The following is a 21,970-nucleotide window of genomic DNA, read 5'->3' on the forward strand; positions in this document are numbered from 1 at the left end:
TTTCCTCCCTACATCTTCATAAGAAAACTCAAAAGAAAAAGATAATCAGTGTCTTTCTCGTACTACCTAAACGGCAGGAGCTTCCATAATTGAAGATGAACCATCTTTTGCCAATTGCGCTAGGTCTTTATCAATAAAGAACAGTGCTTTACCGTCTTCACCAACAAGTTCTAGCTTATCCAATACACCTTTAAACAACTTCTCTTCTTCATGTTGCTCTGCAACGTACCATTGCAGGAAGTTGAAGGTTGAGTAGTCTTGTGTGCTGAAAGCAACGTGAGCCAGTTTGTTGATCTTTTCAGTAATCATCTGCTCATGTTCATAAGTTTCACGGAACACTGCGCCAAGGCTTTCGAATTCGTGTTTTGGTGCTTCAATCGCACCTAGAATTGGCATTGCACCTGTTTCGCTTACGTAAGTGAAAAGACGCTGCATATGTTCCATTTCTTCTACTGCATGAACACGCAGAAACTCTGCTGCACCTTCAAATCCTTTGTCTTCACACCAAGCACTCATTTGTAAGTATAGATTGGATGAGAAAAATTCTAGGTTAATTTGATCATTCAGTTGCTCAACCATAGTTTTTGACAGCATTTAAGACTCCTAATTACATCCTCAATTTTCTCTACTATATCACTATTTAATGAATATCTCGCAGGCCATTAGTTAACCAATATTTCGAGCTGTCATTACGCAAGACAGTGGATATGAGATCACTTCAGCAAAAAAAGCCACCGCATAGTGCTAATCTTTAAACAGACAATGAATAAAGGAGGTAGCGATATGAGTTACAAACATATTTTGGTCGCAGTCGATTTATCAGAAGACAGCAAATTAATTGTGGATAAAGCGGTAGCATTGGCAAAGCCATTGGAAGCCAAAGTCTCTTTTATCCATATCGATATTAACTACGCGGAGCTCTACACTGGCCTGATTGATATCAACATGGCCGAGACCCAGCACAACGCGATGGAAGCGTCTCGTATTCAGCTGCAAAATTTTGCGGAGCACGCCCAATACCCGATCACCCATACCCTAGTAGGCAGTGGTGATTTGAGTCATGAGCTGTGTGACACCATCAACGAGTTCAATGTTGATCTCGTGGTTTGCGGTCACCATCAAGACTTTTGGAGCAAGCTGCTCTCTTCAACACGCCAACTGATCAACGCCTCTCCGGTTGATATGCTGGTCGTGCCTCTAAGAGATTCAGAAGACTAATGATTTAAGGTTAGGTAACATACAGCTCATATCTTATTGACGAAGTTTTACTATGAGCTATTTAGCTGGTGTTACCCTCCTATGGGCCTTCTCCTTTAGCCTGATCGGCGTTTACCTTGCGGGTCAGGTTGATTCTTGGTTCTCTGTTCTGATGCGTGTTGCCCTTGCTGGCGTCGTATTTCTTCCTTTCCTAAAGTTTCGCGGCGTATCGCGTAAGCTGATCGCTAAATTGATGGCAATTGGTGGTATCCAGCTTGGCCTGATGTACTGCTTCTACTATCAATCTTTCTTACTGCTATCCGTTCCTGAAGTCCTTTTGTTTACCGTTTTCACGCCAATTTACGTCACGCTGATTTATGACTTTCTCAAAGGGCAATTCTCTCCGTGGTACCTAGTGACGGCGGCAATTGCGGTATTGGGCGCGGTATTCATTAAATTCGCAGGCATCAACGAAAACTTTTTAGTTGGCTTCCTCGTCGTGCAAGGCGCGAACCTGTGCTTTGCTATAGGTCAGGTGGGCTACAAGGTGGTGATGGAGAAGGAATCAACCGAGTTACCTCAGCGAACCGTATTTGGTTACTTCTACTTAGGAGCGCTATGTGTCGCGTCAGTGGCTTTCATGCTACTGGGCAATCCAGAGAAACTGCCCACCACCACACTTCAATGGGGAATCCTGATCTACCTTGGCTTGATTGCTTCGGGGCTGGGTTACTTTATGTGGAATAAAGGCGCGTGCATGGTGAATGCTGGCGCGCTGGCAGTGATGAACAATGCCTTGGTTCCTGCGGGCCTAGTGGTGAATATCCTGATTTGGAACAGAGATGTCGATTTGGTTCGCTTGTCTATTGGTGGCGCCGTTATCTTATTCTCTTTATTCGTCAATGAGACGTGGGTAAAGAAGCGCGTAGCAAGATCTGCAAGCAATGCCTAAGGGATTGAAATGAGCTGCATGAGTTAGCTCAGATACCAAAAAAAGCAAAAGAGCGACCTAAGGTCGCTCTTTTTAAATCATCGCTGTAGCAATAAACCATTCAAATCAATTTCAGTGGATGTGATTATGGCTCACTACCTGAGTCTTGGTTTCAGTGAAGGCAACATCATCAAGTTGTAGGTTGATGCGTTCAAGGTCACTTTCCAGTTTCTGGCTTTTCTTAAACAGCTTTTGCTGCTTCTTAATCATCTTCGCGAGCTTTTTGTTGTACTTCTCTTGTTTCTTAGCTGCTTTCTTCGCTTGTTTGAGTTCAGCTTTCTCATCACCGCTCGCCTTCGCCATCAGTTTTTTCAGCTTGGCTTTTTTCTGTGCGGCTTCTTTTTTTGCAAGCTCAGGGGCAATATCAGCAGCGGCTGGATCGAACATTTGTACGCTCGGCTCAATTGTCTCGCTGATTTCCGCAAGCGACAGTTCTGGTGCAAGTAATGTTTCCGCTAGCAGTCCGCATGCGACTTTCTCTTCAACGGGTTTGTTTTGACAACCAAGAGGTGGAATTGCGGTGGGTTTGCATAGATTCGCTTGATCCGCCGAAGAACGCGCGCAAGAACGACACACGAACTTAGGTTCAGTCACCAAACTGTGGATCTCGCCCAAATGTTCAGTGATATCTCGACGGTTTAACTTACAAAAGCGTTTAGCCATGCTACAACTCCAGCTAAGAATAATAATGATTCTTAGTTAGATATACATCCGTAACGCGACTATCGCAAGTGTTAAATGGCAATTTATCGTATTTATGACGGGAAATTTTCTTAGCGTGTATCTAAGTTATTGATGCATCGATTAAGTCATTGATGCTTTCACATAGACGTCAAAACGGTTCTTTTTGGTTTCGATCGCCATGCTCGGTTTTTGCTCGTCTAACCAAGCTGCGTAATCGGGTCTTTTGACCACAACTCGCTTTGATGCGAGCTTCATCGCAGGTGCCAATAGAGCATCAGCATCTAAGTCTGCACCGACCAAAGATTGGAATACGCGCATCTCTTTTTTGACTAGAGCCGATTTCTTTTTGTTCTCTGGGTGTGGGTACATTGGATCTAGATACACCACATCCGGTTGCTCAAAGTTAGGATCGTCACTAAGTTTATCCAGCGCATCGTGGCTTGAAGCGTGAATCAATTTCATACGTTCGCTAACCCAGCCACCGATATCAGGGTCTTGCTGCGCACGCTGTAATCCATCATCAAGCAGCGCTGCAACAACAGGGTGACGCTCGACCATCTGCACCTTACAACCGAGAGAAGCCAGTACAAATGCATCGCGCCCTAGGCCTGCCGTGCCATCAAGAATGGTTGGCGTAGCCCCTTTATTTAAACCTGCCGCCTTGGCGATAGCTTGACCTTTGCCACCACCAAACTTACGTCGATGACCAACCGCGCCACCAACTAAATCAACGAAGATAGCGCCTAACTTGGGCTCGTCTACTTTGCGCAGCTCAAGTCGCTCGCTAGTCAGCACCAAAGCAAATTCGCTGTTTTCATCGTGAGATAAATTCCAACGGGTCGCTAAGTCATTCAGATGATCGATTTGGGTAGCATCTTCGCAAATCAGTTGTAGTTGCAAGGTCGTCTCCAACAGACAGTAGTATTCAAAACAAAAGAGGCAGCCAGTTTACCTGATTGCCTCAACAATACATATTAGCGGTGAAAAGTATTCCCGGCTAAAGTCAGCTCACCTAAACCAATGTCTCTGTCTCTCGTTCTTGTCTTAACTCTTTAACGAGCTCTGCGAGTGGTTTAGGTCGGCCTATGATGTAGCCCTGTGCGTAGTTCACACCCAACTCGATCAGCTTGTCGATGATCTGGGTATTTTCAACGAACTCAGCCACGGTGTTCTTGCCCATCTGCTTAGCGAGATCATTGATCGAGCGAACCATCACATGGTCCATCTCATTCACATCAATATCACGCACAAACAGGCCATCGATCTTCACAATATCGACGGGCAGTTTTTTCAGATAGCCAAATGACGATAGCCCTGAGCCAAAATCATCCAATGCAATCATGCAGCCAAGCTCTTTAATGCGAGTGAAGAATTTGATCGCCTGCTTCATGTTACTCATGGCCGCTGTTTCAGTGATCTCTAAACAAATCTTATGACACGGTATCGATGAATCGCTCAAGCTATCTATTAAGAACTCGACAAACTCACGGTTACCCATCGAGTGACCGGAAAGGTTGATTGAACACATCCCTAGTTCCTCAATAACCTCAGGGCGTTGCTCCAACCAACCCAAGGTTTGACTGACGACTTGGCGATCAATCAAATGCGCGATGTTATAACGCTCTGAGGCTGGCATGAAGATCCCCGGGGAGATGTATTCCCCTTGGATGTTCTTGATGCGCACCAAGATTTCAAAGTGCATTTTATCGCTGTCTTCATCTAGGCCAAGAATTCGCTGAGCAAACAGCTCTAAGCGATCATTAGCCAAGGCCTCATGCACGAGGTTGACGCACTCCATCTCTAGATGACGACGACGCAGGTCTTCATCATCTTGATGGTAAAGATGATAGCGATTGCGACCTTCTTCTTTAGCGGCATGACAAGCTGCATCCGCCTGAGCGTGCACCATCTGCGGTGAAGCCGCAGTATGGTCAATCAATCGAATACCGATAGAGCACGTCAGGTTGAGTCGAATATCATCCCACAAGAATGGATTCTCGCTCATCATCGAGATAATACTGCGACACACATTAACCGCGTCTCGCTCAGTACAGTCTTTCATTAATACTGCAAACTCATCACCACCCATTCGTGCTAACACCGCATTGTAAGGCAGTACGTCTTCTAGAAGTTTGGCGCTAAACAAGATCGCAGCATCACCCGCTTCATGTCCTGCGGTGTCGTTCAAGACCTTCAACTGATCCAAGTCTAAGAACAACATCGCGTGAGTTCGCATGTGACTCTCAACCTCTTTCAGCGCTTTTTGCAGCTCTTGCTCAAAGTGGTTGCGGTTAAAGGTGTCTGTCAATAAGTCATAGCGAGCCTGATACTCTAGCTTTTCAGAAAGCTCGTGCGTCTCGGTGATGTCTTCCCCCACAATCAACAGCTGATCAGACTCGACCAACGGGCGGATATTTTCACGAATCCAGATCTTGCTGCCGTCGGCATGACGATATTCGATATCACGACGCCACACACCACGAATCTTATGCTGTGGTTGCAGCAAGATGTGGCGAGGAATCATCGCGTTCTCATCAACATAGAATTCTCTAGGGCGATGGCCCAACAACTGATCGAGTGGGTATCCCAAAAGCTGTTCGGCAAACTGGTTCACTTGTTGAATGCGATTATTGCCATCGAGCGTAATCATCATCACCGGCTGTTTGTCGTAATACAGCTTCAAGTTTGCTTCACGTTGGAACAGCTTATTCTCAGCAAGCTTACGTGAGGTCACGTCGCGTGCCTCAAAGAGAAACTGAATGTCTTCGTCTTCACTGCCCGGCATCGGCTTCAATGAAATATCCAACACCATCGCACCGCGATCTCGACACCACACTTCGGCTTCAAATCGTAACGCTGGGTGCTCACTTTTTGTGATGAAATAGTCGGCTAGCACTTCTCGCGCAGAACTTTCCCAATGTTGGTGTTGTTGCAAAGGCGTTCCAAGTTTATAGCCTTGATTATAAAGCAGCTCATGTAACTTGCTGTTACTCGACAGCAGCACGCCACCCTTATCAATGATCCCCATGAACTGCAGGCTTTGGTCGAATATCGACTCAAGCAGCAGCTGACTTTTTCGGCTGGCACGTTCACTTTTTTTAAGGCGATTGAGGTAATACACCAAAGTCGCGATGACACACGACATCACCAAAAACAGCAAACCTATGGTGCGAATTTCATCGCGGTAGCGCACTAGAAATGACTTCGGCTTATTGAGGAAGGTTACTGAGGCTTCATTCTCTGCACCCAAATCCCAACGTGAGATCTGTTGATAATCGAGTTTGATTTCTGGCGCGCCAGCAACCACCAATGGCAATGGAGCCTTAGGATTGTTCAGCACACTCAGCAGCACGCGTCCTGTATCTCGACCTTGCGTTTCACCGCTTTGAATCACACCACCAATCGCACCAAAACCTAGTCCTAGATCGTGCACCATGTACAGTGGCATTTGGGTCTTGATATTCAGTTGTCGCCAATCTTCATCGCTACTCACTCGACCTTGTGCATCGCGGTAGTACGCCCAAAACAACAAGCTCTTGCCTAGGTCAGCACGCTGAGAAAAGGCCATTAACTCTTGGTAGGAGTCCGGCACATAGTGCTCAACGAGGTCAGAAAAATCGGGATGGGTTTTGATGAACAGATCGATTTGAGAACGAATGGCCTCACCCGTAACTGAATGGTCGGTAACAATGTAGATTTTCTTTACGGTCGCTTGAAGGCGCTTGATCAGCTCGATGTTGCCAACCAAATCTATGTCTTCGGTAATACCGGTCGCATTTAAGCCTTCAATCATTTGAGGGGAGAAATTGTTGATGCCGCCAAAGATGACGGGCGTACCTTTGAGATCGGGCGCGAGACGCTTCATTAGATTGAGCGCGTTGTTATCACTCACCACAACTGCAGCGAATTCTTCATGCATCAACTTGGTGTGATAAAGCTGGTAGACACGCTCAAGGTATTCAGGATTTTGAGAGCGTTTGCTATCAAGATAAACGACACGATACGACAGCCCATCACGATCGAGCTCATCGGATAGTCCTTTATGGAAATCATCTGTCCAGAAAAAGCCTTGATGATAAGAGTGAATAACCAACACATCTTTTGTCTGAGCTGAAGCAAAAACACTCCAACACATCACAATAAAAAATAACGAAAATCGCACTGAATTCACCCTAACCCTATAGTTACTGCTAATATTATCACCCTTGGCTATGATGTGTACTCAAGCCGGTATGTTTTTCATTCAACCTAAGGATTATGCATGTCCACAACCACAGCTCGTCTAGATGATCTAGACCGTGCCATTCTCAAAACCTTGATGGAAGATGCACGAACTCCTTATGCTGAAATGGCAAAGCAGTTCGATGTCAGCCCTGCGACGATTCACGTTCGCATCGAAAAGATGAGATCGGCAGACATTATTGAGCGAACGGAAGTGGTGGTAAACACCAAAAAGCTGGGTTACGACGTGTGTTGCTTTATTGGTATCAACCTTAATGCTGCCAAAGATTACCACTCGGCGATCGCTAAGCTGAATGCTTTAGACGAAGTGGTTGAGGCGTACTACACCACTGGTGCTTACAATATCTTTGTAAAGCTGATGTGTAAGTCGATAGAAGAGCTGCAGTTTGTATTGATTGATAAGCTGCAAGCGATCGATGAGGTTCAGTCGACAGAGACACTGATTTCATTGCAGAACCCTATCAACCGCAATGTGAATCCATAACATTCATTCGCCTTGTTTGGCATAACGCACAGACAAAAAAAGAGCCTCTAACTAGAGGCTCTTTTCACAATTATCTCGCAATAAACTAGATAGTTACCGTGATTATGCGTTAATGCCCGCATGACGCAGCATTGCGTCGATTTGTGGCTCACGACCACGGAAGCGTTTGAACAGCTCCATTGGCTCTTCACTGCCACCCATTTCAAGGATGTTGTTCAGGAAGCGATTACCGGTTTCAGTGTTGAAGATACCTTCTTCTTCAAATGCTGAGAACGCATCTGCCGATAGTACTTCTGCCCAAAGGTAGCTGTAGTAACCAGCACTGTAGCCACCAGCAAAGATGTGACCAAAGCTGTGTGAGAAACGGTTCCAATCTAGGCTTGGCAATACCGATACCTTAGACTTAACATCCGCTAGTGTTTCTAGTACGCGAGCACCCACTTCAGGGTCGTATTCAGTGTGTAGCGTGAAATCGAACAAACCAAGCTCTAGCTGACGCAGGATAAACATCGCAGATTGGAAGTTCTTCGCCGCTAGCATCTTCTCTAGCATCTCTTTTGGTAGCGCTTCACCTGTTTCGAAGTGACCAGAGATGAACGACAACGCTTCCTCTTCCCAACACCAGTTTTCTAGGAACTGACTTGGCAATTCAACCGCATCCCAAGGCACACCATTAATACCCGCAACGGCGCCCGCTTCTACTTGCGTCAGCATGTGGTGAATGCCGTGACCGAATTCGTGGAACAAGGTTACCACTTCATCGTGAGTAAACAGTGCTGGCTTATCACCAACTGGCTTGTTGAAGTTACACGTTAGGTAAGCAACCGGCGTTTGTAGCTCACCAGATTCAGTAATGCGACGACCACGACAGTCATCCATCCAAGCGCCACCACGTTTGTGTTCACGTGCGTATAGATCTAGGTAGAAGCTACCACGCAGTGTTCCAGTCGCATCAAAGATATCAAAGAAGCGCACTGACTCATGCCAAGTGTCTACACCTTCACGCTCTGTTACCGACATACCAAACACGCGGTTCAGTACCTCAAACAGACCTGAAACCACATTAGATTCTGGGAAGTAAGGGCGAAGCTCTTCATCAGAGATCTCGAACAGCTTCTGTTTTTGTTTCTCGCTGTAGTAAGCGATGTCCCAAAGATTCAATTCAGAAACACCAAATTCTTTCTCAGCAAACTGGCGTAGCTCTTCAACTTCGCGTTCACCTTGCGGTTTGGCTTTTACTGCTAGGTCGTTTAGGAAGCCAAGTACTTGGTCTGGCGTTTCTGCCATCTTAGTCGAAAGAGATTTTTCGCTGTAAGTACTGAAACCAAGCATGCGCGCGATCTCGTGACGCAGTTTAAGTTGCTCAGTGATGATCTCAGTGTTGTCCCACTTACCTGCGTTTGGACCGCGATCTGAAGCACGAGTTACGTACGCTTCGTACAACTCTTTACGTAGCTCTTGGTTATCACAGTAGGTCATCACAGGTAGATATGATGGGATATCTAGAGTCAGTAGGTAACCTTGTTGCTCTTTAGACTCAGCCGCCGCTTGTGCTGCCGCCAGTGCTGATTCAGGCATACCTGCCAGTTCAGCGACGTCTGTGATCTGCTTGCTCCAACCCATGGTTGCATCAAGCACGTTATTTGAGAATTGAGAGCCTAGCTCCGACTGACGCTTGCTGATCTCGCCGTAACGATGCTGTTCATCTGCAGGTAAGCCAATGCCCGACAATTCGAAGTCACGCAAAGCGTCGGTAATGGTTTTTTGTTGAGCTTGGTTCAGTGCCGAGAATGCTTCACTCGCCTTGATCGCTTTATACGCTTCGAACAAGCCTTTGTGTTGGCCAACCCAAGTGCCGTATTCAGACAGCACAGGTAAGCAGCTCTCATACGCTTCACGCAATTCGTCACTGTTCACGACAGAGTTCATATGGCTTACAGGTGACCAAATGCGACCTAAACGATCATCCACTTCTTCAATTGGAGCAACCAGGTTGTCCCAGCTTGGTGAAGTATTACCTTCAAGTACTTGTTCTATCTTGTTGCGACACGCTTCAATCACTTGCTCAACTGCTGGCTTTACGTGCTCTGGCTTGATCTGTGAAAACGGAGGTAAGTCCGTGAAGGTTAATAGCGGATTAGACATATAAACATTCCTTTGGCTTTAGAGACTTTCGTCTTTTTTGTAATGAGGTCGTCTTACAGTCATCAGGCTAAAGTTCGCCCTAAAAAATCACCTGCGAATAGTTATTAAATAGTGCCCAACAAGGCAAATTTCAATAGTAGAACCAATAACTAACTGCATATTGCTAGCGACTGTTCCTGAATTGTTCGAGAATTTATGGTCCATTGAGGGTTATAATAGTCTGATTAACCCCACCTACACTAACCACACTCTAATTCGAGAGTGTTACGAGAGTTTAATTTGTTAAGTTATCGCCACAGCTTCCACGCAGGTAACCATGCCGACGTAGTAAAGCATATCGTACAGAGCCTTATTCTTAATTCTTTGAAACAGAAGGATAAGCCTTTTGTTTACCATGACACTCACTCTGGTGTAGGTCGTTACGACTTAACGCATGAATGGTCTGAAAAAACTGGCGAATACAAACAAGGTATTGCTCGCGTTTGGGATCAAAAAGACCTCCCTGAAGACATTCAAAGCTACCTTGAGTCTATTTCCATTCTAAATAATGGCGAGAAACTACGTTACTACCCGGGCTCTCCACGTGTTGCACGTGCACACCTGCGTGACCAAGACCGCATGGTACTGACTGAGCTTCACCCAGCCGATCACCCTTTGCTTGAGCAAGAATTCCACCGTGATCGTCAGGTATCTATCTATAAAGAAGATGGTTTTAAGCGCTTAAAGGGCAGCCTGCCACCAAAAGAACGTCGTGGTTTAGTACTGATCGACCCGCCTTACGAGCTGGCAAAAGAGTACCGCGATGTTGTGACTGCGATTGCTCAAAGCCACAAGCGCTGGGCAACCGGTATCTACGCAATTTGGTACCCGGTAGTAAACCGCTGTGATATCGAAGATATGATCGAAGGACTTGAAGGCTTAGGCATCAACAAGATTCTACAAATCGAACTTGGCGTATCACCAGACACCAACGAGCGTGGCATGACAGCATCAGGCATGATCGTGATTAACCCGCCTTGGAAACTAGAAAGCCAAATGAAAGAGATTCTTCCATTCTTGAAGGAAGCAATTGCGCCGGCGACCGGTCATTTCAAAGTAGAGTGGATCGTACACGAATAAATTTTAAACAGGGAGATTGAGTTCAACCGATCTGCCCTCAATATAATAATTAGACAATTTAAGAATCTATAGGACGTAGGTGTTCAGTGTGCTCACTGTACCCACAGCCTTCAATAAATGGAGAAAGTAATGGCGACTCATTTTGATTACATCTGTATCGGCGGCGGTTCAGGCGGCATCGCATCAGCAAACCGCGCAGCAATGCACGGTGCAAAGGTTGCACTTATCGAAGCTCAAGACCTTGGTGGTACTTGTGTAAACGTTGGTTGTGTTCCTAAAAAGGTAATGTGGCACGGCGCTCAAGTTGCTGAAGCTATCAACCTATACTCTGAAGACTACGGCTTCGACGTTGACGTAAAAGGCTTCAACTGGAGCAAATTGGTAGAAAACCGCCAAGCGTACATTGGCCGTATCCACCAATCTTACGATCGCGTTCTTGGTAACAACAAAGTAAACGTAATCAAAGGCTTTGCTAAGTTCGTTGACGAGAAAACTGTTGAAGTTAACGGTGAACACTACACAGCTGATCACATCCTGATCGCAGTTGGTGGTCGTCCAACCATTCCAAACATCCCTGGCGCAGAATACGGCATCGATTCAAATGGTTTCTTCGACCTAATGGAGCAACCTAAACGTGTTGCTGTTATCGGCGCAGGCTACATCGCAGTAGAAATCGCAGGCGTACTAAGCGCACTTGGCACAGAAACACACCTATTCTGTCGTAAAGAATCACCACTTCGTAGCTTCGACCCAATGATCATCGAGACATTGGTTGAAGTAATGGAAGCGGAAGGTCCAACACTTCACACGCACTCTGTGCCTAAAGAAGTAGTGAAAGAAGCGGACGGCACGCTGACTCTACACCTAGAAAATGGCAACACTCAAAACGTTGACCACCTAATCTGGGCTATCGGCCGTCACCCAGCGACTGATGCTATCAACCTTGCATCAACTGGCGTTGAGACAAACGACCGTGGCTACATCAAGGTAGACGAATTCCAAGCGACTAACGTTCCTGGCATCTACTGTGTTGGTGACATCATGGAAGGCGGTATCGAGCTAACACCTGTAGCAGTTAAAGCAGGTCGTCAGCTTTCTGAGCGTCTATTCAACGGTCAAACTAACGCGAAAATGGACTACAACCTAGTCCCTACTGTTGTATTCAGCCACCCACCTATCGGCACTATTGGTCTAACGACTCAAGAAGCAGAAGAGCAATACGGCAAAGACAACATCAAAGTTTACACATCTGGCTTCACTGCGATGTACACAGCAGTCACCAAGCACCGTCAACCTTGTAAGATGAAGCTAGTATGTGCTGGCGACGAAGAAACAGTCGTTGGCCTACACGGCATCGGCTTCACGGTTGATGAGATGATTCAAGGCTTCGGCGTTGCAATGAAGATGGGCGCAACCAAAGCAGACTTCGACTCTGTTGTGGCGATTCACCCAACGGGCAGCGAAGAATTCGTAACTATGCGTTAATCAACACCTTTAGTTGATACTTTTAAAAAGCAGTCCTTGGGACTGCTTTTTTTATGCCCGCTTTGAACCTTGGTTCTCGATTCGACGTAACACCAATATCCACCTAACTAGAAAAATGGAGTTTGTGATGAATCTACTAATTGAATCATTTGAAGGCGGGATTTACTTGGCTTACCAAATCGTTGGTGAGCAAAAGCAGTTAATTAAAGACGACCACCAGCACCCAATGAAATTTTTGAGTGTCAATCAAGCACGTGACCACTTTAGTGATCAGGGTGTGGCGTCGGCAACTCTAATTCATAACAGTGCTTATGACGAAATGTGTGGTGAACACTGTGGTAGCACACAACCGTTCGAGATTGATTTGAAGTGGAGTTAAATCAACTTCAAATCAATCGTGATAAAAATAGAAAGGCTTGCACTAATGCAAGCCTTTTTCTTTTGGGTCATATTTATTATCGTGCTGCGCGTTTTTGTCTGCGCTTGATGTTTTGCTCTTTTACAACAAAGTCAAACAATGGTGCGAACAGGTTAGCAAACAAGATAGCAAGCATGATCCCCTCTGGATAAGCAGGGTTGAGCACTCTGATACCGACCGTCATTACACCAATCAAAATCCCGTAAGCCCACTTACTCTGATTAGTAAACGCAGCGGAAACCGGATCCGTTGCCATAAAGAAGGTACCAAATGCCACACCACCCAACACAAAGTGCCAGTAGAACGGCATCGAGAACATCGAGTTAGTCTCTGAGCCAATCCAGTTCATCAAGCTCGACGTCACCACAAGACCGACAATCACCCCAGCTACAATGCGCCAAGAAGCTATCTTCATCACAATCAAAATCAACCCCGTCAGCATGATCAGCAGTGACGACACCTCACCCATCGAACCTGGAATATTACCGATAAAGGCATCCATCCAGGTGATCGCCTCGCCAGTCATGTTATTGATGAGTGACGTGCTGCCCCCCTCATACCATTGACTCAGTGGGGTCGCGCCTGAATAGCCGTCAGCGGCAACCCACACCAACCCACCGGACATGTTGGCTGGATACGCGAAATAGAGAAACGCGCGGCCTGCAAGGGCTGGGTTCAAGAAATTTCGCCCTGTACCACCGAACAGCTCTTTAGCAACGACAATACCAAAGGTGATACCTAAAGCGGCTTGCCATAGCGGGATGGTTGGCGGAAGAATGAGTGCGAATAGTACCGAGCTAACAAAGAAACCTTCATTCACCTCATGTTTTCGTACAACGGCAAATAAAACCTCCCAGAAGCCACCTACCACAAACACCGTGGCATAAACGGGTAGGAAATAGAGTGCACCAAGCAACATCTGACTTGCCCAGCCACTTGCCACCAATGACTGCGCATCACCAAATGCCCACGACAGACGCCAGCTGCTTTCAATAACTGAGACAAGTTCGTTAAGTTGATAGCTGGAGGTTAATGCGAGGACGCTTTGGTGCCCAACGTTATACATCCCCCAGAACATTGCAGGAAAGGTCGCCAACCACACCAGAATCATGATGCGCTTTAGGTCAATGCTGTCACGAACATGGGTTATGCCGCGATTTACGTTTCCGGGTGTATAGAATATTGTCGCGAAAGCCTCATACACAGGGTAGAGCTTTTCGTACTTCCCTCCGGCTTCAAAGCGTGGAGCCACGTCTTCTAATCGTTTTTTTAAACTCATAATCTCAATCACCTTATTGCTTGAGTTATGGTTTTCTACGCATCAACCGCGCTATTTGAACAATTTTTAGCGACTTTTAATCAAATTCGTCTTGAAGAACGAGAGTCTATAAGTCGAACCTATGTTGAAAAAGAAGGGTGTATAAACAACAAAGCCCCAGCAATGGCTGAGGCTTATTTGGTTTGGTAACGGTCGTCGTTACTTAACGCACATCACATTAAGCAATGAAGAACCTTTCAATTGATTTACGTTACCGTTGGTAAACAGACCTTTCTTATCTGCGCCCCAATAAGGGAGATGCATTGGCCAGTTCTGTTTTTCCATAACCTTTGAGTTCAAGATGCTCTGCCATTGTTTTTCACTCATCAGCTTCATGTTGACCTGATTACATACCAATTCAGCGCTATCGTAATCTAGGCGGCTCCAAGGCTTACCTTGCTCCATGTAGAACTGTTGTTGATGGTCTAGAAGGTAAGGAATCGCATATTGGCTACCCGCAACGTCTGCTTTCACGCGAATCTCGATCTCTAGATCATTGTCTGAGCTCGCATTGCCGCTTGGTAGAGTCTGAATAGCTGCCGCACTCGTTACCGCCGCCGCTTGCTTAGCAGCCACAGGTTTCGGGGCAGGCTTAGCTTCTACTTTTGCAGGAGCCTTAGGCTTAACCATTTTTGGCTCTGCTGGTTTTGCCACAATAGGCTGTGATGAGGTTTTCGACTTATCGACCATACGAATAAACGCTTCACCGTAACCAGAAACCTTACGCACCTGAGCTAGGTCTTTTCTCGCATCAGAGAAGGTAGAATAAGGTCCGATTAAGCAACGGTAGTCTCCGCCTTCTGGCTTCATCCAAACGTTGGTCGAGATCTTCTCATACAGAGGCTTTGCTCGGTTCAATGACAGGGGCTTATTCAGCAGACCACATTGAACCCAAAACAGTTCGTTATCTGAATGACGTTTAGGCGCTTTACTGCCCCATACACCCTTACCGATCGGACATGATTGCTCTAGCTGTGGTAATTGGTTGGTGCTTGCCTGAGTTGCATCACATAGAACCGACTCTGCATTCACTTGGCTCGATACCAAAAGAGATGCAGCGATAAGCCCCATACGATAATTTCTCGTCACAGCACGACATACAGCATTCATTGTCAATTTCATAACCACCACTTAAACCCTCACGGGCTAATTATTACCGAATCTATGTCGATAAAACATGAATTCCATTTTAAGTATTATTGACACTGTCAATAATACTAAGTTCCAGATCCATTAAGCAAAAAAAGAGCCGTAATTGCTTACGGCTCTTAGTTTAGTGACTTTTTTTTCTAAAAATCAAACCGCGCTATCACCCTTTATAAATTTTAGGGTTAAACACGTCACGTAACCAGTCGCCTAATAGGTTAATAACTAGAACTAATGTTACCAAAAGCACACCTGGGAATGCCGTGATCCACCATGCTCCTGAGAAAATGTAGTTAAAACCAGTACTGATCAGGGCACCGAGTGACGGTTGGTCTACCGGAAGACCTAAACCTAGGAAAGAAAGTGCCGCCTCTGACATGATGGCATTTGCCACCTGTACCGTTGAGATAACCAAAATTGGCGATAAACAGTTAGGCAGAATATGACGGAACATGATGCGAGGTGCTCTGAAGCCCATCACACGCGCCGCTTCTACGTACTCTTTCTTTTTCTCTGCCAATACCGACGCACGAATAGTACGAGCATACTGTGGCCATTCGGCAATACCGATGATCACCACCAGCATAACAACGGCATATTGCGCGTAGAAGTCACTACCGAAACTCGCCTTAAAGATAGCCGAAACAATGATCGCTACCATCATGGTTGAAAACGAAAGCTGAACATCGGCAAAACGCATCAGGAAGCTATCGATACGACCACCGAAGTAACCCGCAGACAGACCAATGATGATACCTAGAGTCAGCTGAAGGCCAACCGCCAAGAAACCAATCGTCAATGAAAGACGAGAGCCGTAAAGCATGGTCGATAGGATGTCACGACCTTGCTCATCAGTGCCCAGTAAGAAACGTTCTTCGCCGTCTTCCATCCAAGATGGTGGCAACTCTGAATCCATGATGTCGATAGACGTCACGTCATACGGGTCTGTTGGCGCTAAAATCGGTGCCGCGAGTGCCATCACTAAGAAGGCTGCAAAGATGGCAAAGCTGACCATTGCCACTTTGTCGCGTAAGAAGTAGTACAGAATATCTGACTGCTTGAATCGCTCCCAACGAGATGGAGCTGTTGTTGTTTGTTCCATGATTATGCTCCTTTCCCTGTGATGTTCACTGTTGGGTTAATGATGCCGTATAGCAAGTCAACAATGGTGTTCGTTACTACGAAGATAAGACCTACGAAGATAACGTATGCGGTAATCAGTGGTGTATCCACTCGGTTAATCGCTTCAAGGAATAGGAAGCCGGTGCCTGGCCACTGGAATACAGTTTCAGTAAGAATGGTGTAAGCCACCATAGTACCGATTTGAACACCACCTACCGTTAATACTGGCAGCATTGTGTTTTTCAAAGCGTGTTGGTAGTAAATCTTGTTCAGCGCTAGGCCTTTTGCTTTACCAAACTTGATGTATTCAGAGCTAAGAACCTCTAGCATTTCAGAACGTACTAGACGAATGAATAGCGGCAGCATGATAGATGCTAGAGCAATACTCGGCAGTACTAAGTGCGCAAGGCCATCTATCGTTAAGAAGCCAGACTCCCAACCAAACCAGTTTGCGGTCTCACCACGTCCAAACGACGGCAGCCAACCTAATTCAATAGAGAATACATACATCAACATGATTGCGGTTAAGAAAACAGGCACAGAAATGCCGATACTACTGCCCGCCATCACCATTTTAGTGAAGAAGCTTTTTGGGTGTATTGCAGAATAAACGCCGAGTGGAATCGACAGACAAACGATGATCAGAGAAGCGCCAAACACAAGTTCAAGCGTCGCGACCAATTTGTCTAAGATTACGTCCACAGCAGGGCGTTTAAAGAAATATGAAGTACCAAGATCACCTTGTAGAGCTGCGCCCACAAAGCGAGTATATTTTGTAATGAAGGGATCATTTAAGCCGAGTTCATCACGCAGCGCTTGACGCTCCGATTCTGAAACAGATTGACCGACTAACTCACGCAACGGGTCGCCCAGGTTATCCTGAATGGCAAACGCCACCAAACTGATCACAAACATCACTATCAGTGCCTGAAACAGGCGCTTGACCAGAAACGTAACCATTCCTTGCCCCTTATCTATCCATGACTATCTAATCGAAATCCGCGACTAGATAACAAAATTCAGTCTTAAAAAAGGTATTTAGCCAGACTGAAGGAAGACCAAATACCGAAACTTAAATCTATTTCTTAATAATTTGAGAGCCTGAAAAGCTTCAGGCTCTCGATTCTAGCAAGCTAGATTATTTTACAACTAGGTCGCCGAAGTAAGGCATAACCATTGGGTTTACTACATCTGCTGCGCCTACGTTAGACTTCGCGCCCCACGCTTCACTCTGCCAGTGTAGAGGTACGAATGCTGCGTCGTTGTAAAGTGTTGCTTCAACGCCTTTCAACATTTCAGCACGCTTAACTGGGTCAGTTTCAGTGTTAGAAGCTTCTACAATCGCATCCATTTCTGGGTTTGAGTAACCAGAACAGTTGTATTGACCACGGCCAGTTTCTTCGTTACGAGTCATAGTTAGGAACTCGTTGAAGTTAGCTGAATCTTCTGTATCTGAGTGCCAACCAATCATCATCATGTCTGCTGAACATAGGTCAAATTCAGGCCAGTACTGTGCTTTAGGCATAGTCTTAAGATCAACTTTGATACCAATCTTAGATAGCATTGCCGCAGACGCTTGCGCTACTTTCGCATCGTTCACGTAACGGTTGTTTGGTGCCATCATAGTTAGCGTAAAGCCATCTTCGTAGCCCGCTTCTTTCATCAGCTCTTTCGCTTTTTTCAGATCGTAACGAGGAACTAGGTCTTCGTTGTGACCCGCGTAGCCTGTTGGGCTTTGCTGACCAGCTGCTGTTGCGAAGCCTTTCATGATTTTCTTAACGATACCTTCGTTGTTGATTGCGTGAACAATCGCCTGACGAACGCGAACATCTTTAAGAGCTTCGTTACTGTTTTGGTTCATTTGGAACGTGATGATACGAGTACCAGGTAGCGTTACTAGATCGATGTTCTTAGCGTTTTTAACACGCTTGTGATCGTTTGGTGCTACTGGGTGAATCATATCAACGTCACCAGAAAGAAGTGCTGCAACACGTGTTGCGTCTTCTTTGATTGGCACAAGTGTTAGCTTGTCTACGTTGCCTTCAGTTTCTGTGTCCCAGTAATCGTTGAAACGCTCGAACGTTACTTTAACGCCTTGCTCACGCTGCGTTACGATGAATGGACCAGTACCTGAAACGTTAGTCGAAGCGAACGAGTTACCGTGCTTAACTAGCTCAGACTTGTCTTTACCTTCCGCTGTTTGGCCAGAGTAGAACTTGCTGTCCATTGGGAAGATGTACGTTGCTGTTTGTAGTACTAGTGGGTAAGCCGCTTTAGAAATAAGCTCAACTGTGTAGTCATCCACTTTTACCATTTTTTCGTATGGCGTGAAGATAGACTTAAAGTCTGGAGAAGCTTGTAGACGTTCAAAAGTCCACACAACATCATCAGCAGTCAGTTCGTTACCAGAGTGGAATTTCACACCTTTACGTAGGTTGAAGCGGAAAGTCGTTTCATCAACACGCTCCCAGCTCGATGCTAGGCGGCCTTCAAAATCCATCTCTTTTGTGAAACGTACTAGAGGGTCAAACACCATGTGAGACATTTGCAGTGTGCCACCAGACAGCTGCTCGTGCGGGTCAAGTGATACAGGGTCAGCTGCGTAGCCAACGGTAATATCTGCTGCTGCTGCACTAAAGCTTAGGCCAGCTGCCATTAAAGCTACTGCTAATTTGCTTTTCATGGTTTTCATTGCATAACTCCTTCATGCGGGAATCCAGATCCCTAGTTGTTGTATTTGCGTCTGTTTATTGTTTTTAGCAAGCTAAACTCCAGCCTGCTGATTTTTATACCGCGGCTTGTGCCACTGCTTTTTCTTCTCTTAAACCTGTAAATTCAGGCATTAAAGAAATTAGGTGTTTGCTGTATTCATGCTGAGGCGATTGGAATAGCTGCTCGGTTGGCGCGACTTCCAATAGTTCTCCCATTTGCATCACACCAACACGATCACACATTTGGCGAATAACCGGTAAATCGTGACTGATGAACAGCATGGTTAGGTTTAGCTCGTCTTGTAAGTCTTTTAGTAGGTTAAGGATCTGAGCCTGTACCGACACATCCAGTGCCGACGTAGGTTCATCACAAATCAAAAGACGAGGGCGAGTTGCCAAGGCGCGAGCGATAGAAATACGCTGACGTTGGCCACCTGAGAATTCGTGTGGGTACTTAACCCCGGCCATTACGCCCAAACCAACGTGCTCTAGCAGATCGTTCACGATCTGACGAGTTTCATTCTCGTTGCGCGTCAGTTTATGGAATCGAATAGGCTCAGCAATGATGTCGAATATCTTCATTCGAGGGTTCATTGATGTGTAAGGGTTTTGGAAAACCATCTGCATTTGGCGGCGCATTGGGCGACGCTCTTTTTCAGATTTAAGCCCAGTCAGGTCAACGCCTTCAAACGTTACCTTGCCTGAGTTGGGTGCGTACAAGCCAGCAATCACACGAGCAATCGTTGATTTACCTGAACCTGACTCACCTACTAAACCAAACGTCTCACCTTCATGCACTTCAAAGCTCACGTTGTTTGATGCTTGAACGTACTCACGACGGCTCTCAAAGAAAGAATCTTTGGTGGTAAAGCGTAAGTTTACGTTCTCAACGTTCAACAGTGGGCCAGTGTAATCACGGTGATCTTGGCTTTGACCTAACCAGTGGTTCTTCACATCCAATGGTTCCATCTCTTGTGCTTCTTCGATGTAGCTAACAAGAGGGAAACGATCAAGTTTGCGATCCGAACGGGGAACCGCAGAGATAAGACTGTGTGTGTATGGGTGCTCAGGAGTACCAAGGACTTTCGCCGTCGGACCAAACTCAACCAAATCACCACGGTACATCACGGCTACGCGGTCGGTAACATTAGATACCACACCCATGTCGTGCGTGACCAACATACAACCTACGTTCTTCTTGATACATAGGTCGCGAATCAAACCTAAGATTTGATCTTGAATAGACACATCAAGTGCCGTTGTTGGTTCATCTGCGATGATTAGGTCAGGTTCACCTGCCAATGCGATCGCGATAACCACACGCTGACGCATACCGCCAGAGAATTGGTGAGGGTACTGCTTTAAACGGTTTTCTGGTTGTGGGATACCCACTTGGTTCATCAAGTCTAATGAGCGCTGGTAGGCTTCTTGATCCGAAACCTTCATGTTGGCATGAATCGTCTCTTTTAACTGCTGTTCTACTGTGAATAGAGGGTTAAGAGAAGTCATTGGGTCTTGGAAGATAAAACCAATCTTTGAGCCGCGAACAGAACGCATCTGTTCAGGAGATAAACCAGAGACTTTTTCGCCGTCCAGAAATACCTCGCCGCTAGCAATACGGCCAGGAGGGCTCAATAAATCGATCACAGCATTACCTACTGTTGATTTACCTGCACCAGACTCGCCTACAACACCAACAATCTCACCACGTTCAATGTTGAACGAAAGTGATTTAACTGCGGCGTGAACTCCATGACGAGATGGGTATTCGATACGAAGATTTTTTACTTCTAAAAGTGACATTACCAGACCTCTACTGCTTTGGCAGCTTTCTGCCCTGTCTGCAAAATTGAATCCATTCTTACCAGAATATTGTTCTGATATTTTATACGGTTGACAATTTGGCAAATAATTCACAGAAAAGCAACAAAAATAGGATAAAAAGTCGACATTAAACGCTTAGCAAGCAAAAGTACGACATAACTATTCACCTAAAGAGCATATAGTAAGAAAAATCAATATTATATTATCGGCAAGAAATACTCACAAACTCCTTACCACTACTTACTTGTAGAGTTAAAGCCGTGCTTCAAAGCAGATCTCACTACCAGTCACTAAAAACAAATAATTATTCTAAAAAACAATTAACACTATAGAAACAAACGCTAATTTTGTTAATTTGAACAAATAAAACAACCAGATACACGTTAATTAACCATACATTTAACCATTTGTATTACTTTGGTAAATGCAAAATAGATAAACGAAAGGTTGAATAAATCAGAGGCGTTTTTGAACGACCAAATGCGTAGAAAGCTGTCAAATTCAGGCCTTAGTGAGCAAATTTAGGGTCAGATTTCACTTTTCATAAAAGTCTTTAGACCAAACCCATTAATATGTCGAATTATTGAACGTGTCATTTATATAAAATAAGATATAGATCTACACATTTGATAAAGAAAGCAACTCCGTATCGGAACCATAATCAAGCAGATCGATAGGAATCTGTCTTACATAAGAAAGGGGGAGACAGATGTAAGAAAGCTCATCATTTCTGATGAGCTTTCTTACAGGTGGTCGGTGAAGAGGGGTTTGGCGCGGCAGGGCTCCCTGCGGACTGGCGATCCACAGACCTGGCGCACCAGCCCACGGCCCTCTTGGCACCAAATTATCTAAATTCCAGACGTAAAAAAGCCCCGTCATTTCTGACAGGGCTTCTTAAGTGATCGGTGAAGAGACATTCTTTGAACATCAGGCGAACCCCCACTCTGTTCAAGTTATCTAAATTTCAGATGTAAAAAGCCCTAGTCTTTCGACTAGGGCTTCTTAAGGTGGTCGGTGAAGAGGGATTCGAACCCCCGACCCTCTGGTCCCAAACCAGATGCGCTACCAAGCTGCGCTATTCACC

17 protein-coding genes are annotated in these 21,970 nt (G+C 45.7%); 6 read left to right on the plus strand and 11 right to left on the minus strand.

Annotated elements, in window-relative coordinates:
* Positions 1-66: 66 nt before the first annotated feature.
* Positions 67-594: a non-heme ferritin gene (gene ftnA / locus MSG36_RS16690; protein ID WP_017066029.1), complete on the minus strand. Its 528-nt coding sequence runs from the start codon at positions 592-594 to the stop codon at positions 67-69.
* Between the two features lie 189 nt (positions 595-783).
* On the opposite strand from ftnA, the gene uspA reads away from it, so the two are divergent.
* Positions 784-1,218 carry a universal stress protein UspA gene (gene uspA / locus MSG36_RS16695; RefSeq protein ID WP_017060149.1) on the plus strand — a complete coding sequence of 145 codons (435 nt, stop codon included), beginning with the start codon at positions 784-786 and terminating at the stop codon, positions 1,216-1,218.
* A 52-nt stretch (positions 1,219-1,270) separates the two neighbouring features.
* Positions 1,271-2,149, plus strand: a complete 879-nt coding sequence (locus MSG36_RS16700; protein WP_017060148.1) for a carboxylate/amino acid/amine transporter — start codon at positions 1,271-1,273, stop codon at positions 2,147-2,149.
* A 111-nt stretch (positions 2,150-2,260) separates the two neighbouring features.
* Here MSG36_RS16700 and MSG36_RS16705 read toward each other — a convergent pair whose 3' ends face one another.
* The 3 genes from MSG36_RS16705 to MSG36_RS16715 form a co-directional block, all read right to left on the minus strand.
* Positions 2,261-2,851 (minus strand): hypothetical protein, encoded by a 591-nt coding sequence (locus MSG36_RS16705; protein ID WP_248368879.1) that lies wholly within the window; start codon positions 2,849-2,851, stop codon positions 2,261-2,263.
* Between the two features lie 141 nt (positions 2,852-2,992).
* Positions 2,993-3,772: a class I SAM-dependent methyltransferase gene (locus MSG36_RS16710; RefSeq protein WP_061033086.1), complete on the minus strand. Its 780-nt coding sequence runs from the start codon at positions 3,770-3,772 to the stop codon at positions 2,993-2,995.
* A 112-nt stretch (positions 3,773-3,884) separates the two neighbouring features.
* Positions 3,885-7,007 carry an EAL domain-containing protein gene (locus MSG36_RS16715; RefSeq protein ID WP_248368894.1) on the minus strand — a complete coding sequence of 1,041 codons (3,123 nt, stop codon included), beginning with the start codon at positions 7,005-7,007 and terminating at the stop codon, positions 3,885-3,887.
* A 126-nt stretch (positions 7,008-7,133) separates the two neighbouring features.
* On the opposite strand from MSG36_RS16715, the gene asnC reads away from it, so the two are divergent.
* Positions 7,134-7,598 carry a transcriptional regulator AsnC gene (gene asnC / locus MSG36_RS16720; protein ID WP_008218581.1) on the plus strand — a complete coding sequence of 155 codons (465 nt, stop codon included), beginning with the start codon at positions 7,134-7,136 and terminating at the stop codon, positions 7,596-7,598.
* Between the two features lie 102 nt (positions 7,599-7,700).
* Here asnC and prlC read toward each other — a convergent pair whose 3' ends face one another.
* The gene (prlC, locus tag MSG36_RS16725; protein WP_048617742.1) at positions 7,701-9,743 is read right to left on the minus strand and encodes an oligopeptidase A; all 2,043 of its coding nucleotides are present in this window, start codon (positions 9,741-9,743) and stop codon (positions 7,701-7,703) included.
* A gap of 279 nt (positions 9,744-10,022) precedes the next feature.
* On the opposite strand from prlC, the gene MSG36_RS16730 reads away from it, so the two are divergent.
* The 3 genes from MSG36_RS16730 to MSG36_RS16740 all read left to right on the plus strand — a co-directional run bounded on the left by MSG36_RS16730 (position 10,023) and on the right by MSG36_RS16740 (position 12,726).
* Positions 10,023-10,862, plus strand: coding sequence for a 23S rRNA (adenine(2030)-N(6))-methyltransferase RlmJ (locus tag MSG36_RS16730; RefSeq protein WP_248368881.1), 840 nt, complete (start codon positions 10,023-10,025; stop codon positions 10,860-10,862).
* Positions 10,863-10,991: 129 nt separating this feature from the next.
* Complete coding sequence (gene gorA / locus MSG36_RS16735) at positions 10,992-12,347, plus strand: glutathione-disulfide reductase (RefSeq protein WP_248368883.1); 1,356 nt, start codon at positions 10,992-10,994, stop codon at positions 12,345-12,347.
* A 115-nt stretch (positions 12,348-12,462) separates the two neighbouring features.
* Positions 12,463-12,726, plus strand: a complete 264-nt coding sequence (locus tag MSG36_RS16740; RefSeq protein ID WP_333918956.1) for a DUF6482 family protein — start codon at positions 12,463-12,465, stop codon at positions 12,724-12,726.
* A 76-nt stretch (positions 12,727-12,802) separates the two neighbouring features.
* On the opposite strand, the gene MSG36_RS16745 is transcribed toward MSG36_RS16740, so the two are convergent.
* The 6 genes from MSG36_RS16745 to MSG36_RS16770 all read right to left on the minus strand — a co-directional run bounded on the left by MSG36_RS16745 (position 12,803) and on the right by MSG36_RS16770 (position 20,865).
* Positions 12,803-14,044, minus strand: a complete 1,242-nt coding sequence (locus MSG36_RS16745; RefSeq protein WP_248368886.1) for an NADH:ubiquinone reductase (Na(+)-transporting) subunit B — start codon at positions 14,042-14,044, stop codon at positions 12,803-12,805.
* A 198-nt stretch (positions 14,045-14,242) separates the two neighbouring features.
* Entirely contained in the window at positions 14,243-15,205 is a 963-nt protein-coding gene (locus MSG36_RS16750) for an SPOR domain-containing protein (RefSeq protein ID WP_248368888.1), read from the minus strand.
* A gap of 187 nt (positions 15,206-15,392) precedes the next feature.
* The gene (locus MSG36_RS16755) at positions 15,393-16,331 is read right to left on the minus strand and encodes an ABC transporter permease (protein WP_017060135.1); all 939 of its coding nucleotides are present in this window, start codon (positions 16,329-16,331) and stop codon (positions 15,393-15,395) included.
* Between the two features lie 2 nt (positions 16,332-16,333).
* Positions 16,334-17,311: an ABC transporter permease gene (locus MSG36_RS16760; RefSeq protein WP_248368889.1), complete on the minus strand. Its 978-nt coding sequence runs from the start codon at positions 17,309-17,311 to the stop codon at positions 16,334-16,336.
* 178 nt (positions 17,312-17,489) lie between these two features.
* The gene (locus tag MSG36_RS16765) at positions 17,490-19,043 is read right to left on the minus strand and encodes an ABC transporter substrate-binding protein (protein WP_048607508.1); all 1,554 of its coding nucleotides are present in this window, start codon (positions 19,041-19,043) and stop codon (positions 17,490-17,492) included.
* A gap of 94 nt (positions 19,044-19,137) precedes the next feature.
* Complete coding sequence (locus MSG36_RS16770; RefSeq protein ID WP_048607507.1) at positions 19,138-20,865, minus strand: ABC transporter ATP-binding protein; 1,728 nt, start codon at positions 20,863-20,865, stop codon at positions 19,138-19,140.
* Positions 20,866-21,970 lie beyond the last annotated feature (1,105 nt).

Source organism: Vibrio sp. 1CM8B, from assembly GCF_023161685.1.
Classification (GTDB): domain Bacteria; phylum Pseudomonadota; class Gammaproteobacteria; order Enterobacterales; family Vibrionaceae; genus Vibrio; species Vibrio coralliirubri.

Coding starts and splice junctions, on each gene's coding strand:
- ftnA (WP_017066029.1), bottom strand. CDS start 594: ATGCTGTCAAAAACTATGGTTGAGCAACTGAATGATCAAATTAACCTA.
- uspA (WP_017060149.1), top strand. CDS start 784: ATGAGTTACAAACATATTTTGGTCGCAGTCGATTTATCAGAAGACAGC.
- MSG36_RS16700 (WP_017060148.1), top strand. CDS start 1,271: ATGAGCTATTTAGCTGGTGTTACCCTCCTATGGGCCTTCTCCTTTAGC.
- MSG36_RS16705 (WP_248368879.1), bottom strand. CDS start 2,851: ATGGCTAAACGCTTTTGTAAGTTAAACCGTCGAGATATCACTGAACAT.
- MSG36_RS16715 (WP_248368894.1), bottom strand. CDS start 7,007: ATGTGTTGGAGTGTTTTTGCTTCAGCTCAGACAAAAGATGTGTTGGTT.
- asnC (WP_008218581.1), top strand. CDS start 7,134: ATGTCCACAACCACAGCTCGTCTAGATGATCTAGACCGTGCCATTCTC.
- prlC (WP_048617742.1), bottom strand. CDS start 9,743: ATGTCTAATCCGCTATTAACCTTCACGGACTTACCTCCGTTTTCACAG.
- gorA (WP_248368883.1), top strand. CDS start 10,992: ATGGCGACTCATTTTGATTACATCTGTATCGGCGGCGGTTCAGGCGGC.
- MSG36_RS16740 (WP_333918956.1), top strand. CDS start 12,463: ATGGAGTTTGTGATGAATCTACTAATTGAATCATTTGAAGGCGGGATT.
- MSG36_RS16745 (WP_248368886.1), bottom strand. CDS start 14,044: ATGAGTTTAAAAAAACGATTAGAAGACGTGGCTCCACGCTTTGAAGCC.
- MSG36_RS16750 (WP_248368888.1), bottom strand. CDS start 15,205: ATGAAATTGACAATGAATGCTGTATGTCGTGCTGTGACGAGAAATTAT.
- MSG36_RS16755 (WP_017060135.1), bottom strand. CDS start 16,331: ATGGAACAAACAACAACAGCTCCATCTCGTTGGGAGCGATTCAAGCAG.
- MSG36_RS16760 (WP_248368889.1), bottom strand. CDS start 17,311: ATGGTTACGTTTCTGGTCAAGCGCCTGTTTCAGGCACTGATAGTGATG.
- MSG36_RS16765 (WP_048607508.1), bottom strand. CDS start 19,043: ATGAAAACCATGAAAAGCAAATTAGCAGTAGCTTTAATGGCAGCTGGC.
- MSG36_RS16770 (WP_048607507.1), bottom strand. CDS start 20,865: ATGTCACTTTTAGAAGTAAAAAATCTTCGTATCGAATACCCATCTCGT.